Genomic DNA, 15,163 nt, shown 5'->3' on the forward strand with positions numbered 1-15,163 from the left:
ATCGTGGACAAGGGCTACCGCGACGCCGCCGTCGAACAGCAGCTGGCCGAACGCGGCGTCACCATGATCCGCCCCGCCTACCGCACCGAAGCGCAACGCCCCGGACGGGCACTGCTACACGCCCTGCGCCAAAGCATCGAGTCGGTCAACCAGACCCTCAAAGGCCAACTCGACCTCGAACGACACGGCGGACGAACTCCCGCCGGCGTGGCCGTACGCGTCTTGCAACGCATCCTCGCGCTCACCGCCGTGATCTGGCACAACTGGCACACCGGCCAGCCGGTCCTACGATCCCTGACCGCCTACGACCACTGACCCTTGGAATAGATCGTCTAGGTGCTGCTGGGCCTGCTGCGGCCGACCCAGGTCATGGAAGCAGTGGGCGATCTCGTCGGCGAGATACGCCGCGTCGAAGTACCGGATCCACGCCGGCTCGTCTTCAGGCTTGCTCCGAACCAGTTGCTTGTCCGCGATGCTGAGGTGGGTTAGACAGTCGTCTTCGCGTCCAAGGCGGGCGTGCGTGCGCGCCACCACCGCGTGCAGCGCGGCTGCCACAGCGGGCGTGGCCCGGGTCTCGCTTCCTCTCACCGCCGTCAGCGCCATCCTGCGTGCCGGCTCGGGGTGCCCGCAGTGCAGCGCGAGGTGGCCGATGTTCACGGCGAGCAGATAGCTGCCGTACAGGCGATCGCCGGCGGCTTCCGTCAGGCGTAGGGCGCGAAGGTAGCGGCGCTGGGCGAGGCCATGGGCGCCGGTGTCAACCGCCTGGTAGCCACAGAGCTCGAAGAATCCCGCCGCCAGGGTGTAGAGGTGCCGGCCGATTGCCTCCGAGGCGGGCGGGCTGGCCAGGAGCCGGTTCAGCTCGCGTTCGACATACCGCTGTACCTGGGTGTGGACTCGTCCGGCTCCGTGGGTGTGATCCAACTGGCGGAACATCGCCAGGGCGGTCTCTGCGGAGTCGAGATCTTCTTCGCCGACCTGATCGAGCGAATCGGCGTGGCCGGGCACAGACAGACGGGGACTCGCTGGGCAGTTCAGCCAGTCGAGCGCGGCGCGATCAAGAACGCCGGGCTGGAAGGGAACGCGGATGACCATGTCCGCCACCCCGAGCGCCTCCTCTGCTGGGACGGCCAGCAGGCTGCTGGCTTCAGCAGCAGGACCGCGCGGGGAAGTTGTCCGCATACCCGGATTGGTGCGACTGCCCTCAAGAAGCGGTAGCAGGCGGATCAGCGCCCCTCCGGCGGCCAACGCTCCGTCGCAGGCTTCAACGAACTCTTGAGACGGGAAACGCTCCGCTGTCTCGACCCGGCGCACCAGGTCAGCGCTGAACCGGATCATCGTGCCGAGTCGCGCCTGGGAGAGGCGAGCCCGTTCGCGTAGCCGGCGCAACTCGGCACCGAAGAAGTGGCGCTCGGACAGGGACGGCTCGAGCATCCGCGGGGACTGACCCATAAGCTCCGCCTCCTCTGGCTGCGCAGACATCATGGCCGACGAGCAGCGTGAATATGGTGCACATAGGGTCACTCACTGTTCAGCGTGGCGCAACCAAGAACACCGAGATCCGCAGACGCAGGAGTACGCATCGGCGGCGCACATGCGGACAACGGCTTCGTCCGCATGGTCGGCATTCACTTCACCGGCTCGGTGGGTGAGTGTGGAGGGGTCGTCAGATCTGCCCCTCACTTGTACGAGCGCGGGAGGTTGCGGTGGAGCAGGAGACCGTTGCGCCGCCATGATCTTGATCTACGTCGGCTGCGTCCCACCGGGCCGAGACATCACGCGTATGAATATCAGCGGATACCGCCGGACCTTAATGCGTGGCCTGCAGGAGGCGACCTTGAACCAGCATCGCACCTACTTCAGACGTCCATGTGACTTTGCGAGTTCAGCGGCTTGACGCTCTGTTGAGCCCGAGAAGAGCGGAACGACGGGCCATCCGATCGGGAGGCCGGGATGAAAAGGAGAAACCCGAATGAGTGTCGACACGGCGAGCGGCGCGGACCTCCACGCCGCGATGGTCGATCAGCTCGTCGCTGATCACGTGGACAAGGGGCTGGTGATGCGGCCCGAGATCGAGGCGGCGCTACGCTCCGTGCCACGCCATCTCTTCACACCGGATGCCGCGCTGATGGAGGCGTACCGGGCCGACCAGGCCGTGGTGACCAAGCGGATCGGCGACGAGGCGGTCAGTTCGGTGTCGGCGCCGTGGCTCATCGCGGAGATGCTCGGTCAGGCCGCGGATGCCATCGACGGCGGGTTGGCCGGCAGGCACGTCCTGGAGATCGGTTCCGGCGGGTACAACGCTGCGCTGCTGCGCGAACTGGTCGGCCCGTCAGGCTCGGTCACGACTGTGGACATCGATCGCGAGGTGACCGACCGGGCCACCGCCTGCCTCACCGCAGCTGGGTACGACGACGTGGTCGTGGTGTGCGCGGACGCCGAGCAGCAGGTCAACCCGGGCCGTCTGTACGACTTGATCATCGTCACGGTCGGTGCCTGGGACATCTCACCGGCCTGGACCGCCCAGCTCGCCGAGAACGGAACGCTGGTCGTGCCGCTCCGGACGTTCGGGATGACCCGCTCGTGGGCGCTGCGTCGGACGGGGGACCGGCTGGTCAGCCACAGCCAGCGGTTGTGCGGCTTCGTCTCGATGCAGGGCGCCGGGGCGCATGACGTGCGGTACGTCGAGATCACTGACGGGGTGCACCTGCGGCTGGACGAGGACCAGCAGGTCGATCGTCACGCTGTTGAAGAGCTGTTGACGCAGCCGCAGACGCAGGCATGGGCCGGGGTGAGCCTGCCCCCTCGTACCGTGCTGGCTGACCTCGACCTGTGGCTGGCGACCCGCATCACCGATGCGGGACAGCAGTTCGTCGTTCTCACGGCCCAGCAGGAGGCCGTCGATGCGGGCGTCGTCGTCCCGGCGTGGCGCTTCGGCACGCCGGCCGCCCTGAACAACGGCGCGTTCTGCTACCGCTCGACGCTGCGCTGGAACGACGAGGACAGGTTCGACCTCGGCGCCTGTGCCCACGGGCCTGATGCCGCGTCGGCGGCCGGTCGGATGGTCGGACAGATGCGCACGTGGCTGGATTCGGGCAGCCCTTCGCCGGTGTTGCATGTCCTGCCCGCTGATACTCCCGACGGCGACCTGCCGGCCGGGACGGTGCTGGACAAGCGGCACAGCCGCTTCGTCCTCACCTTCACCCCCGCATAGAAGGGAACGCACGTGAACGACACCGACACCTCGGAGTTCGCCCTGGACGTCAGCCTGGTCGACGCCGGCCCCACCGCGGGTGGCTACGCCACCGCCACCGACGACGGGTGCGGCTCCGGCAACACCGGCTCCAACGCCTGCACCACGAAGTGCGACGGCGGCAACTGACCCATCCGTTCCTCTCACGATCGGGCCCGGCGTTGAGCGCGCCGGGCCCGTCGATTCGGTGGTGCATCATGGTTCCCGCATCTGGTGCGGCGCTGATCAGAATCGCCGCCTACCCCCAGGGCCTCGTTTTGCCTGCCTGGCCCGATATGGCCCATGGCCATCCGGATCAGTGGCGCGAGTGGCTGGACAAGACCTGGACGCTGCCCGGCTTCGCGGCAGCCGTTACCGGTGCGGCACCGCAGCTGGCCGGCCAGATCCAACACACACTGAGCGGTGACCTAGTGCCTCAGCAGCGGCTGCGGCGCCTGGTGCAGTCAGCGGTCCGGTACCTGCTGCGCTGGACCACCCGGGCGACTCCGTTCGGCACGTTCGCTGGCGTCGCCCCGGTTCAGTTCGGCGCTCGCGCGTCGGTTTGCCTGGGTGACGCCCATCGCGCGGTCTCCCGCCCCGATGGACAGTTCATCGCCGAGCACACCGCGCGGGCCGAACACGACCTGGCTACCCTGCGCACCGTCCCCATCGTGACGAACTCGTTGGGATACCGGCGCGGCGACAGGTGGATTTTGCCCTGTGCCCACGCCCGCGACGATCGGCGGTGGGACGTCGAGGTCCGCCTGACCGGCCCGATCCGGGCCGCGATCCAGGCCGCGCGGTCCCCGGTCAGGTTCACCGACCTCGCCACGAGGGTCGCCGGAGGCGCCAGCATCGCCGACGCCGAGCGGCTACTGGCCGACCTGGTCCACACCGGCGTGATGCTGTCGGCCCTCCGCCCGCCCATGACAGCCACCGACCCGGCCTCCCACGTTGCCCGCCACTACGTCATCCCGGAACCGGGCAGCCGGACCGCCGTCGATCTCCGCGCCGACATTGCCGTGACACTGCCCCCGCCGGTACTGCACGAGGCGGAACGGGCCGCGTCCACGCTCATGGCGGTAGCGCCACCACCTACCCCTGGGTGGGCCGAGTACCACAGCGCGTTCATCGAGCGATGGGGTCCCGGAGCGGCTGTTCCCATCCGCGAGGTGCTGAACGTGCTGGGGTTCCCATCCGGCTACCGGGGATCCACTCGCCGGGCCCCAGTGCTGTTCACCGCCCGCGACCGGCTGCTCGGACAGCTCGCGCAGCAGGCCGCCCTCGACGGCTGCGCCGAGGTGGTGCTCGACGACGCGCTGATTGACCAACTGCGGAGGGATGACGAGCGGCCGCCGATCCCGCACACCGAACTGCGGTTCTTCCTCGCCGCCGAAACCACGAGCGATCTGGACCGCGGCGCGTTCACCCTGACGGTGCTCAGCGGGTCCCGCCACGCCGGAGTCGCCACAGCCCGGTTCCTGCATCTGCTCACCCCCGCCGAACTAGCCGGATTCCAGCAGGTCTACCGGCACCTGCCGACCGCCCTGCCCGGCGCGGCCTCCGTGCAGCTGTCCGGACCTCCGCTGGACGCCCGTCTGGCTGCAGTGGCCCGCACGCCCGAGATGCTTCCCGTCCTCCCTCTCGGCGACTTCCACCCAGCAGCGCCGTACACGCTTGAGGACCTGGCGGTGGTCGGCGATGGACACCGGTTGTGGCTGGTTTCGGCGATCACCGGTCAGCCCGTCGAGCCGCTGCTGTTCAACAGCGTGCTGCTCCCCACGCTGCAGCAGCCGCTGATGCGGTTCCTGACCGAGATCTGGACCGCCTGGACAGCACCCTGCAGGCGGTTCGACTGGGGACACGCCAGCGGCCTGCCGTTCCTACCCCGCCTTCGGCGAGGACGCACCGTCGTGCACCCCGCCCGCTGGATCATCGACCACACCGCGCTTCCCGCTCAGGGCGTCGGATGGCAGCAGTGGTGCGACGCTTGGCAGCGACACCGCCATCAGCGGCACATCCCGCAGCGGGTCTTGATCGGCGACGACGACATACGCCTACGCCTTGACCTGGACAACCCCGCCCACCTGGCTGTGTTACGAGACCACCTCGACCGGCATCCCCGCGCCGTGATCGCTGAGGCGCCAGGGCCGGCGGGCTGGATCGACGACCGCCCGGCCGAACTCCTGCTCACCCTCACCCACCCCGCGCCGGCCGCCCGAACAGCCCGGCCAGCCCGAATCGCGACCACTGTTCAGCACTGGCCTGGGCGGCCACAGTGGCTGGAGGCACACCTACACGGCCACCTCGACGGCATCTTGACTGACCTCGCCGACCGCCCCGCCGACCACCTGCCAGCCGGCTGGTGGTTCCTGCGCTATCCCCACCCCGAGCCGCACCTGCGGCTGCGCATCCCGATCTCGGGCACCGACGGGTTCGCCGACATCGCCCGCCATCTCGCCGGCTGGGTGCAGCACCTGCACGATGCCGCCGTCGTGCACGACTACAGCCTGCACCCGTACCGCCCCGAAACCCGCCACGGCGCCGCGGCGACTCTCGCTGCCGCCGAGCAGGTGTTCGCCGCCGACTCCCACGCGGTTCTGCACAGACTTACCGGCGATCGACAAGCCGCCACCGCCGCCGGGATGATCGCCATTGCCGACGGCTTTACCGGCGACGGGCCGCGCTGGCTCGCCACCTACGTCGCCCACCGGACGGGTACCCGCCTCGACCCCACCCAGCTCGAACACGCCCGACGCCCCATGTATGACGAGCCACTCGCGGCAGCGCTGGCCAACTACCGGTTACTGGTCGTCGATGACGGGCTCGACCCCGACGACGTGCTGGGGGATCTGCTGCACCTGCATCACGCACGCATGATCGGCGTCGACCCCGCCTCTGAACAGCACTGCCTGCGACTGGCCCGCGCCATCGCCCGCACCACCCTCGCCGGGCGTAAGCCGTGACCGCGGGACAGTCCCTCGCCGACGGCGCGGCCGGCATCGCCCTGCTGCACCTCGAAACCAGCAACCGGCCCGCAGCCTACGAGGCACTGCGCCACGCCACTGTCGGCGGCGTGAGCATCGCCGACGGGGCCAGCCTCTTCTACGGCGCTCCCGCACTCGCCTTCGTCCTCGCCACCACCGACCACCCGGGGCTCGTCCAGGCGCGAGCGGCCACCGCCGACGGCACCGCCACGGTGACCCGCCGACGGCTCGACACCGCCCACCGCCGCATCGATCGCCATCAGCAGCCGAACTACGCCGAGTACGACCTCATCCGCGGGCTTACCGGCCTCGGCGTCGTTCTACGCCGGCTCGGCGATCAGGACCTGCTCCGCCAAGTCCTGGACTACCTCGTCCGGCTCACTGAACCGCGAGGCGCACTACCCGGCTGGTGGTGCGGGAACGGACCCGAACGCCACCAGCCACCGCCCCCGGGCGGTCACGCGAACTTCGGCATGGCCCACGGCATCACCGGCCCACTGGCGCTGCTCGCCCTCACCCTCCGCGACGGCATCACCGTCGCCGGACACGCCACGGCGATCAACCGCATCAACCGATGGCTGGACGCCTGGCAGCAGCACACCGACGGCACCATCTGGTGGCCACAAACCATCACCCTCACCGACCTACACAAGGGATTGCCAGCGCAGAGAACCCCGCTGCGGCCGTCCTGGTGCTACGGCACGCCGGGCATCGCCCGCGCCCAGCAACTCGCTGCACAAGCCCTGCACGACACCACCCGGCAGCACCTCGCCGAGACGGCCTTCACCACCTGCGCCACCGACGCCGGGCAACTCCAGCGGCTCACCGACCGAAGCCTGTGCCACGGCACCGCCGGCCTCCTGGCCACCGCCCGCCGCATCGCCGCCGACGCACTCACCCCCACACCCCTCGATCTCGTCACCGATCTCCACCAGCAAGCCACCCCCACCAACGACGAGCCCGAGGGGTTGCTCGACGGGAAGGCAGGAGCCGACCTCGTCACCGCCGTCACCACTGCGGCCTGGGACGCCTGCCTCCTTCTCACCTGACGAAAGAGCCGCCGTGGACCACACCCCCTGGCACCAGATCAACATCAGCTACCCCGGCCAGACCGCCCGCGAGCGCGAGCAACAGGCCGTCACCCACCTCAGCCGAGTGCTCCCCGCCGCCGAGACCGCCGGCCTGATCACCTCCTGGTGGTTCATCCGTAAAGGCGCCTGGCGCATCCGCTACCTCCCCACAGACAGCCCAGACAGCGGAGACCAGGCCCGCTGGCTAATCACTGAAGGGGCCACCTGGACGGGCGACATCTACGAACCCGAAACACACGCCTTCGGCGGCGGCGAATCCATGACCACCGCCCACACGCTGTTCCACCACGACAGCCACCACCTCCTCACCTACCTCCACCAGCACCCCGATACCCGGCGCGAACACTCCCTGATCTTGTGCACCGCTCTGATGAGGGCAGCAGGGCTCGACCTCATTGAGCAGGGCGACGTCTGGGCCCAAGTCGTCGAGCACCGCGCGGCACACCTCAACCAGGCACTCGCCACCGATGCCCGCAGGTGGGAGAGGTTCACCGGAGACGTTCGAACTCTGCTGCTCGGCGCACCTCGCACCACCGGCGGCTGGCACACCGCATTCGCGAACGCCGGCGCAGCCCTACACCGCCAACGGGAAGAGGGCACCCTCACCCGCGGCCTGCGGGCGGTAATCGCCTTGCACGTGATCTTCCACTGGAACAGGCTCGGACTACCCGCCACCACCCAGGCCACCCTCGCCCGAGCGGCCCAGGAAGCCATCTTCGGCCGGCCCGATACCCACCCGCCAGGCCTCGGGTAGACGCACCAGGAACGAGTGGAGGAAGGCGCCATGCCCGAGAAGGTGATCACCGAGAAGGTTCTCTGCTATGTCATTCGGGAAGGTCACTTGCTCGTCTTCCGGCACACCGACTTCAGCTACGAGGAGGTGGGCATCCAGGTGCCCGGTGGCAGTGTCCGCCTGGGTGAGGACCCGGCGGACGCGGCGCTACGGGAGGCCCGAGAGGAGACCGGGCTGACGGGCTTCACTGTCGTGCGCAAGCTGGGGGAGATCGAGTACGACATCAGCCCGCTCCGCTTCGAGATCCAACGTCGGCAGGTCTTCGAGGTGGCGCTGCGCGGGCCGGCGCCCGAGCGGTGGGCGAGCCAGGAGGATCATGACGGTAAGCGGGAGCCCACCCGGTTCGAGTGTTTCTGGATACCGTTACGGGCCGCGCACGTCCTGCAGTCCGGCCAGGGTGCCCTCGTGGGCCGCTTGTTCGACTGACCACCGAATCCCAATAGTGGCGACAAGGGGACACGATGCGGGAAGACGAGCTGCGGGATCTGGTCCAGTGCAGCTCGTGGCTGGTGCGGGCGCTGGGTGTCGTTCGGGACTCCGGGCTGCCGGACGCCTGGATCGGCGCCGGCGTCATCCGCGACCTGGTCTGGGGCCAGCGGTACGGCGACGGCTTCGACCCTGCGCTGGTGCGGGACATCGACGTCGTCTTCCTCGACCCGGCGGACCTGAGCCGCGACAACGACGACCGGGCCACCGAGTGGCTGGTGGCGGGCTGGCCGGAGCCGCCGTGGGAGGCGAAGAACCAAGCCGCCGTGCACACCTGGTACCCGGCCAAGTTCGGCGGCGGACCGGTGGCGCCGTTGCGGACCATCGCCGACGCGGTCGCGACCTGGCCCGAGTACGCCACCGCCGTGGCCGTCCGCCTCGACGCGGACGACCAGATCGCGGTGTGCGCCCCGCACGGCCTCGACGACCTGCTCGACGGGGTGTGGCGACGCAACCCGACCAGGGTCAGCCCGGTCATCTCCCGGCAGCGACTCGCCCGCCACCGCCCCACCGAACGCTGGCCCGGCGTCCGCATCGTGACCTGATCTGGCGCTCGAAGCCAGTGAGGGGCGCTACCGAGGCCTGCGACCGTGGACCGGGAGCCGTTCCTACCTGCCGGGGCTGAACGCGGGCTTGCGCCAGAACGACACGATGAAGCTCATCAGCGCGCCTCCGAGGATGGACACGGCATGCGGCTCTTACTGCTTCAGCTACCTGCGCTCGTCGGGGTGCTCGTCGGCGCTGTTGCGACGTACCTGACCACTGCGGCGCAGGAGCGGAGCCGCTGGCGCAGGCAACAGGCGATCCGCTGGGACGAGCGACGGCTCGCCGCCTACTCGGACTACGCGCATGCCGTTAAGAAAGGTACCTCGATTGCGGTACGCCTCGCCGCTACGCGGGGCGTTTATCAGGACGACTTTTGGTTTGGCGGGGAGACGAGTGAAGCTGAACTTATCGATGCGGAGGAAGAGCGAACGACCAAGTGGGAAGCGGTGCTAATGCTAGGTGATGAGGCGGTAGTCGCGGCCGCGCGGGAGTGGCACCAGGTGATGTTCCGCCTCATGCGGTTGGCCGTCGGTCAGTCCAGCGACTTGACGTGGCACGAGGCTGTACATGCTGCTGGTCAAGCACGAGGTCGTTTCTATGCAGCCGTGCGCCGTGACCTCGGCGTGAAATTCGGGGAGTCATCCGAGCCTTACGAGTGGCAGATGTCCAAATGGCTGGCAAACATTCCCAAAGATCGGCAAGACGTCGCTACCCATAACACTGTCGATCCGGAGCACCAAGGATAGACTCTCTGATTACTGCGCGACGTTCGCCAATGCTGCAGTCCTCGGTCGGATCTGTTACTCCCGGCCGGCCGTAGATTAGTGAAAGCTCCCGCGATTTTGCCGACCTCGCGCCGTGAACTGCTGATGGTCTGGTACTTCCTTGCCTCTGGCCGGCAAGACCGGGTGTCAGCGCTGGGTGAATCCCAGAGCCTCGTCACGTAGCCCTTCGAGCACTTCGACGTTTTGTAGTATGACGCCGGGGTCGTGGGTGTGGGTGGCCTTCAGTCTCGACATTCGATCGAGCACCTCTCCGTCGGCCAGGTTGGCCAGCCAGGCTGCGATCTGCTGGTCGCTCGGTGAGTCGTCTACCCGACTGACCAGATCGACCAGGTCGGTCCGGGCGGCTGCTGCGGTCAGGCGTTGTTTTTGGCGATCTGCGGCCGACACTGACGAACCCACCGAAATTGCCTGGCGTTCGTCCTGGTGGCCAACGGCAATCTCATAGCGCGCCGGAAGTGCCGGCTCGGGCGGTTCTGTGCCCGTGATGAGTCGCGGGACGGCCTGGGTGCGGACCCAGCTAGAGATCTCATCGAGTTCGTGCATCAGGACCGGCCACCGGTCTGTGCCCGGTCGATTTATCCCGACCGTCGGAAACAGGGTGACGGGGATGATGGTGCCGATCGGAGTTTCAGCGATGACGCTACCAACGCGCAGCGGCTCCTCGGGCCGCGATGGCAGGTCGCGTACCGAGCGTGGCATGTGGTCTTCCCGGTACATGGCAGCTAAGCGGACCGCAGTGATCGCGGGTGTCCGGTGCTTCGCGTGGTTCGTGTGGAGCACCAGTCGAGCCAGAGGGTGCATCTGCGGATCGCGCTGACGGTGGAAGGGCTGCAGGCGATCGATCCGCCGCACGAGTTCGCTGCCAGCTCGCAGAGACGGCGGACGGTCACGGAGTTGCTTCCTGGTCCATGCCTCGAATTTTTCGTACGTGTCCGACGCGGGCATCTCGACCAGCCTGGCCGCCTTCTCGTCGAGCGGCGCCCCCTCCAAGAACTCGACCTCGGCGAACAACGCGTGCTCAAGCGCGGCCCTCAGTGCCACCAACGCGTCGGCCACGAGGAGTGGCACCTTGCGCGGGATCGGAGCCACGCTGTCTACGACGGTCCGGCTGAGTGATCTCGTCGGAACCTCGCGCAAGCCGACCACGCCATCGGCCTGCGTCTGGTAAGCGAAGAGCAGATCGCCGACCTGTCCGATCAGTTCGTCTGCGTGCGAGAGCGTCGCGGCGACGCCGAGATGGCGCTCGGGCAGCCAATGAGGCGTCGAGTCCGTCACGCCGCGATCTTATGTGGTGTGGAGATCGGCACCCGCGTGCCGGAGCGAGCGCTGCGTAGTCCTTGGTGGCGACGCCGAAAAGTGAATACATGGTCTGAACTTTGCTGATCTTCGATGATGTGCGCGGCGTGTGCTCTCCAGCGGGTGCCAACCGGGGCGAACCGGTGCCAACGTGGGTCACCGTGGGCGACTGGCGGTCGCAGACCGGGGTTCGTGTGCTCGGGGTGTGCTCCTGGGCTGCGACAACGGCGGTCCGGGGAACGTGGGTGAACCCGTGCCACTCCCTGCCACCCCAGGTGAACCCCCAGGTCGCTAGACTAGGCCCTCGCGCCCTCGTAGCTCAGGGGATAGAGCATCGGTTTCCTAAACCGTGTGTCGCAGGTTCGAATCCTGCCGGGGGCACCAACACAAGGCCCTGACCAGCAAGAAGCCGGCCAGGGCCTTGATGTGTATCTATATAGTTTTGAATCGTCCCCCCGAAAACCCTCGGATGGGCGGTCGGGTTCTAGCGGGTCCGTGGTAAGGCATGCCCGGGGACGGCGTCCCTGTGTGCCTATCCGGCTGGCGTGGGCCATGGGGGGCGACGCCACCATCGCCGACAGCCCGAGGGACATACCCAGGCCGCCACCGTCCGGCGACACCCGGCGTCACGCAGTCACCTCGTACTCGGCGGCGGCCCGTTGCGGACCTTGCTGGCCGGGCCGCCGCGGAGGTTGCTGAACGCGACGCCCTCAGCCTAAATCATCGCGGTCACCGTCCGTCAGGCTGGAGCGCCTGGTGCGCTACACCGGTGGCATCTACGACCAGAGCACCGGATTTACCAAGTTCGGCCAGTGCTGGTACAACCCCCAACAAGGCCGATTCACCCAGCAAGACAGCCTCAGCTTCATCGGCAACCTACGGGACGGCAATCGCTACGCTTATGCGGCGGCAAACCCTGTCAACTACATTGATCCGACTGGCATGTACTCATGGGATGACTTGTGGGGTGATCTTCAGATCGTTGGAGGTGCCGCTGGCGCGGGCGCGGTGGTTGCCGGTCCAGCGGGCCTCGGTGCCGGGGCAGTGGCCGGACTCGGTCTAGTCTTGATCCGCCGGGGTTGCGAAATGCGGGCGGACGACTGCGGCCTGTCAGAATGACGGTTTCCTAGCGAACCGGCCGTAGGGGCAAGCTTCAGAGCAAACGGGGAGGTGAGAGATGAGCAGTTTCGAAGAAGAGGCATTCATACCGGTTGCGCCGGCCGAAGCAATGGAGCGCCTCAAAGATGCACTCCAGGCCCTTGGGCGAGTGAAATCGGCCAAGGTGATGGCAGGTAACTCGATTTCGGTTAAGACCGGAATAAGCATTAAGTCTTGGGGTGAAACAGTTACCGGCTCTGTTGGCCCGGCCAGCGATGGAACTGTGGTACATGTCCGAAGTCAATCTAGAGTGAGGACAACTCTGATCGATTACGGGCGAAACCGCCAGAATGTGAAGCAGGTTATAGAAATGATTCAAGTCGCCTGATTAACCCGGTGTCCAGGCGGCGGCCCGTACCGGTTCCCGGTTACTTGCTGCCGCCTGGGCCCGCTTCGCATTCTGGCAAGTGTGCTGTGCTCGCGAGCGATCTCGCGGGGCACTACCGATGTAACCGTCAGAAACGCGGTTTTAGAGCCCGCGCAGAATGGCGAGGCTGGACGGGCGTGCCTGAACGAGTGCAGGCACAGGATCCGTGATCATGAAGGTGCTTACGCCTCGTGATCACCGGGAGATCCTGTGCCTGCTATCCCAGCATGGCTGATCGAGCCACTGTGGGTCCAGTTCACCGCGCTGCTGCCTGACCGGCCGACATGCGCCCCGACGCATCCGTTGGGCTGCCACCGCAGGCGGGTCGGTGACCGGATCGTGTTCGACAAGCTGATTCAGGTGCTGCGGTTCGGTTGTTCCTACGAGGCGATCGCCGATGCCACCTGCTCGGCCGCCACGATCCGCGGCCGTCGTGACGAGTGGATCCGCCTCGGGGTGTTCGCCCAGCTCAAGCAGATCGCGGTGGACGCCTACGACCGGCTCGTCGGCCTGGTCCTGGACGACATCGCCGTTGACGGCTGTATCACCAAAGCGCCCGGCGGAGGCGACTGCGCCGGACGGTCACCGGTCGACCGGGGCAAGCAGGGAATGAAACGTTCATCGATGGTTGACGGTTACGGCATCCCGCTTGGCCGGGTCCTGGCCGGCGCGAACCGACACGACTCACCGCTGTTGGCCCCCACCCTCGACCGGCTTGACGACCTGGGCCCACTCCCCGAGGCCATCACGGTGCACCTTGACGCCGGTTACGACTCCGCGGTCACCCGCACGCTTCTGGCCGAACGCGGCCTGACCGGCAAGATCGCCCACAAGGGCGACAAGGCGCCCATCCAAGCGGGCCAACGGTGGCATGTCGAGCGGACGAAGTGCGCCGCGAGGCGCTCTGTTGTATCCCCAGTTCAGCTGGGAGGGACTCGAAGGGAGGTTCCTGGGTCGGCTGGCTGACCTGGATCCGAAAGGTGAAGGGGACAACAGCATGCCAGAGATGCCCGGCGGCCGGGTCCAGATGTCAGGGGCGGCGCGTTGGGAGGACCCGCGTGATATGGCGAAAGCTGGATTGCCTGAACCCTAATCTCCAGTCGATGCAAGTTCCCATCCACCGGAAACGGCGTTTGAAACCGGTGCCGTGCTCTGCGTTGGAGTCTTTCGTGGCCGTCGCACCCTCGGAGCGCGGGGCGACGCCCAGCGAGGGTGTTCAAGGAGATGAGTGGGGCGCCTACGTCACGCTGCTACGTACAACAGAGACGAACGCGGGATTGCCTGTCGGGCGCGAGCTCTATGGCAACGGAGGCCTCGTAGTAGTCGCCGGAGTCACGACCGGCCGGGGAGGGCGGGAAAGCCGCCTACAGGGCGAAGGGGGCCAGGTGACGGGACATCACCAGGTCGGGAGGTATGCGTAATGCAGAGCGCCGAAACGGTGCTGGGTGTCCTGCGTGAGCGCGGCAGGCGCGGTCTGCCGCTGAACGAGCTGTATCGGCAGTTGTTCAACCCGCAGTTGTATCTGCTGGCCTACGGGCGCATCTACGCTAACCACGGCGCGATGACACCCGGGGTCACGCAGGAAACCGCGGACGGCATGTCCCTGCGGAAGATCGAACGCATCATCGGTGCGATGCGCCATGAGCGTTTCCGATTCCGCCCCGTGCGGCGGGTCCACATCGCGAAGAAGAACGGGAAGACCCGTCCGCTGGGCCTGCCTACCTGGTCGGACAAAATGGTCGGTGAAGTGGTGCGGCTGCTGTTGGAGGCGTACTTCGAGCCGACCTTTTCCGACCGGTCCCACGGGTTCCGGCCCGGTAGAGGCTGTCACACCGCGTTGCGGGAGGTGGCCGATACCTGGACCGGGACAGCCTGGTTCGTCGAGGGCGACATCGCCGACTGCTTCGGCAGCCTCGATCACGACATCATGATCGCGATCCTGGCGGAGAAGATCCACGACAACCGGTTCCTGCGGCTGGTGCGCAACATGCTCACGGCCGGATACCTGGAGGACTGGAAATGGGGTGCCACGCTGTCCGGAGCACCACAGGGCGGGGTCGCGTCTCCGATCTTGTCCAACATCTACCTGTCAAGCCCCGGGTTTGATGGAGAGTTGGTTAGCTGGTTTTCAGGGGTGTGGTGACCGGTTGGGTCATCGCGTGGAGTGCTTCGTGCTCCGCTGGCGGGACGTGTCCGAGTTCGCCGTGGAGGCGTCGGTTGTTGTACCAGTCGATGTACTCGACGGTGGCCATCTCCAGGTCGTCGAGTCCGCGCCACGGGCCTTGGTTGCGGACGAGTTCGGCCTTGTACAACGAGTTGAACGCCTCGGCCATGGCGTTGTCGTACGAGTCGCCCTTGGAGCCGACGGAGGCGACGGCGCCGGCTTCGGCGAGGCGCTGGCTGTAGCGGATCGCTCGATATTGGA

Annotated in this window: 14 protein-coding genes, 1 tRNA gene and 2 pseudogenes; 14 read left to right on the forward strand and 3 right to left on the reverse strand. The window is 67.2% G+C overall.

All coding sequences use genetic code 11. The annotated features are described in order from the left end of the window. Positions 1 to 315 (forward strand): annotated as a pseudogene (locus GA0070215_RS27165) (IS982 family transposase); the annotation flags it as partial. A gap of 12 nt (positions 316 to 327) precedes the next feature. Here the strand turns inward: GA0070215_RS27165 and GA0070215_RS27170 are convergent. After that, positions 328 to 1,449: pseudogene (locus GA0070215_RS27170) on the reverse strand (NsdA family TPR-like regulatory protein); the annotation flags it as partial. Between the two features lie 520 nt (positions 1,450 to 1,969). Here GA0070215_RS27170 and fxlM point away from each other — a divergent pair. The 8 genes from fxlM to GA0070215_RS27210 all read left to right on the forward strand — a co-directional run bounded on the left by fxlM (position 1,970) and on the right by GA0070215_RS27210 (position 9,878). Next, positions 1,970 to 3,211, forward strand: a complete 1,242-nt coding sequence (gene fxlM, locus GA0070215_RS27175; RefSeq protein ID WP_091051576.1) for a methyltransferase, FxLD system — start codon at positions 1,970 to 1,972, stop codon at positions 3,209 to 3,211. A 12-nt stretch (positions 3,212 to 3,223) separates the two neighbouring features. Next, on the forward strand, positions 3,224 to 3,379 hold the full coding sequence (gene fxlA / locus GA0070215_RS27180; protein WP_088643751.1) for an FxLD family lanthipeptide: 156 nt from the start codon (positions 3,224 to 3,226) through the stop codon (positions 3,377 to 3,379). 68 nt (positions 3,380 to 3,447) lie between these two features. Then, on the forward strand, positions 3,448 to 6,195 hold the full coding sequence (locus GA0070215_RS27185; RefSeq protein WP_091051579.1) for a lantibiotic dehydratase: 2,748 nt from the start codon (positions 3,448 to 3,450) through the stop codon (positions 6,193 to 6,195). Beyond that, positions 6,192 to 7,265 carry a lanthionine synthetase C family protein gene (locus tag GA0070215_RS27190; protein ID WP_091051583.1) on the forward strand — a complete coding sequence of 358 codons (1,074 nt, stop codon included), beginning with the start codon at positions 6,192 to 6,194 and terminating at the stop codon, positions 7,263 to 7,265. The genes GA0070215_RS27185 and GA0070215_RS27190 overlap by 4 nt, the downstream gene beginning before the upstream one ends. A gap of 13 nt (positions 7,266 to 7,278) precedes the next feature. Further along, complete coding sequence (locus GA0070215_RS27195; RefSeq protein WP_091051586.1) at positions 7,279 to 8,061, forward strand: thiopeptide-type bacteriocin biosynthesis protein; 783 nt, start codon at positions 7,279 to 7,281, stop codon at positions 8,059 to 8,061. Positions 8,062 to 8,091: 30 nt separating this feature from the next. After that, positions 8,092 to 8,526 carry an NUDIX hydrolase gene (locus GA0070215_RS27200; protein WP_091051607.1) on the forward strand — a complete coding sequence of 145 codons (435 nt, stop codon included), beginning with the start codon at positions 8,092 to 8,094 and terminating at the stop codon, positions 8,524 to 8,526. Between the two features lie 35 nt (positions 8,527 to 8,561). Then, a complete protein-coding gene (locus tag GA0070215_RS27205) occupies positions 8,562 to 9,131 on the forward strand; it encodes a nucleotidyltransferase family protein (protein WP_091051589.1) in 570 nt (189 codons plus the stop codon). 144 nt (positions 9,132 to 9,275) lie between these two features. Continuing rightward, positions 9,276 to 9,878, forward strand: a complete 603-nt coding sequence (locus tag GA0070215_RS27210; protein ID WP_091051591.1) for a hypothetical protein — start codon at positions 9,276 to 9,278, stop codon at positions 9,876 to 9,878. 165 nt (positions 9,879 to 10,043) lie between these two features. On the opposite strand, the gene GA0070215_RS27215 is transcribed toward GA0070215_RS27210, so the two are convergent. Beyond that, entirely contained in the window at positions 10,044 to 11,192 is a 1,149-nt protein-coding gene (locus GA0070215_RS27215; protein ID WP_091051596.1) for a hypothetical protein, read from the reverse strand. A gap of 329 nt (positions 11,193 to 11,521) precedes the next feature. On the opposite strand from GA0070215_RS27215, the gene GA0070215_RS27220 reads away from it, so the two are divergent. From GA0070215_RS27220 to GA0070215_RS29395, 5 genes are all read left to right on the forward strand, one after another. Beyond that, positions 11,522 to 11,597: transfer RNA gene (locus tag GA0070215_RS27220), tRNA-Arg, on the forward strand. Positions 11,598 to 11,969: 372 nt separating this feature from the next. Further along, positions 11,970 to 12,332, forward strand: a complete 363-nt coding sequence (locus GA0070215_RS27225; protein WP_244167170.1) for an RHS repeat-associated core domain-containing protein — start codon at positions 11,970 to 11,972, stop codon at positions 12,330 to 12,332. Between the two features lie 58 nt (positions 12,333 to 12,390). Further along, the gene (locus tag GA0070215_RS28255; protein WP_141708271.1) at positions 12,391 to 12,699 is read left to right on the forward strand and encodes a DUF1499 domain-containing protein; all 309 of its coding nucleotides are present in this window, start codon (positions 12,391 to 12,393) and stop codon (positions 12,697 to 12,699) included. Positions 12,700 to 12,948: 249 nt separating this feature from the next. After that, on the forward strand, positions 12,949 to 13,704 hold the full coding sequence (locus GA0070215_RS27230) for an IS5 family transposase (RefSeq protein WP_244167171.1): 756 nt from the start codon (positions 12,949 to 12,951) through the stop codon (positions 13,702 to 13,704). A 454-nt stretch (positions 13,705 to 14,158) separates the two neighbouring features. After that, the gene (locus GA0070215_RS29395) at positions 14,159 to 14,881 is read left to right on the forward strand and encodes a reverse transcriptase/maturase family protein (RefSeq protein WP_091051600.1); all 723 of its coding nucleotides are present in this window, start codon (positions 14,159 to 14,161) and stop codon (positions 14,879 to 14,881) included. Here the strand turns inward: GA0070215_RS29395 and GA0070215_RS27240 are convergent. Then, positions 14,856 to 15,163 (reverse strand): integrase core domain-containing protein (locus GA0070215_RS27240; protein ID WP_141708272.1); only part of this gene is annotated, 308 nt, incomplete at its 5' end. The two genes, GA0070215_RS29395 and GA0070215_RS27240, sit on opposite strands and share 26 nt — an antisense overlap.

This window comes from Micromonospora marina, from assembly GCF_900091565.1.
GTDB classification, from domain to species: Bacteria; Actinomycetota; Actinomycetes; order Mycobacteriales; family Micromonosporaceae; genus Micromonospora; species Micromonospora marina.

Coding starts and splice junctions, on each gene's coding strand:
- GA0070215_RS27185 (WP_091051579.1), top strand. CDS start 3,448: ATGGTTCCCGCATCTGGTGCGGCGCTGATCAGAATCGCCGCCTACCCC.
- GA0070215_RS27205 (WP_091051589.1), top strand. CDS start 8,562: ATGCGGGAAGACGAGCTGCGGGATCTGGTCCAGTGCAGCTCGTGGCTG.
- GA0070215_RS27200 (WP_091051607.1), top strand. CDS start 8,092: ATGCCCGAGAAGGTGATCACCGAGAAGGTTCTCTGCTATGTCATTCGG.
- fxlM (WP_091051576.1), top strand. CDS start 1,970: ATGAGTGTCGACACGGCGAGCGGCGCGGACCTCCACGCCGCGATGGTC.
- GA0070215_RS27210 (WP_091051591.1), top strand. CDS start 9,276: ATGCGGCTCTTACTGCTTCAGCTACCTGCGCTCGTCGGGGTGCTCGTC.
- GA0070215_RS28255 (WP_141708271.1), top strand. CDS start 12,391: ATGAGCAGTTTCGAAGAAGAGGCATTCATACCGGTTGCGCCGGCCGAA.
- GA0070215_RS29395 (WP_091051600.1), top strand. CDS start 14,159: ATGCAGAGCGCCGAAACGGTGCTGGGTGTCCTGCGTGAGCGCGGCAGG.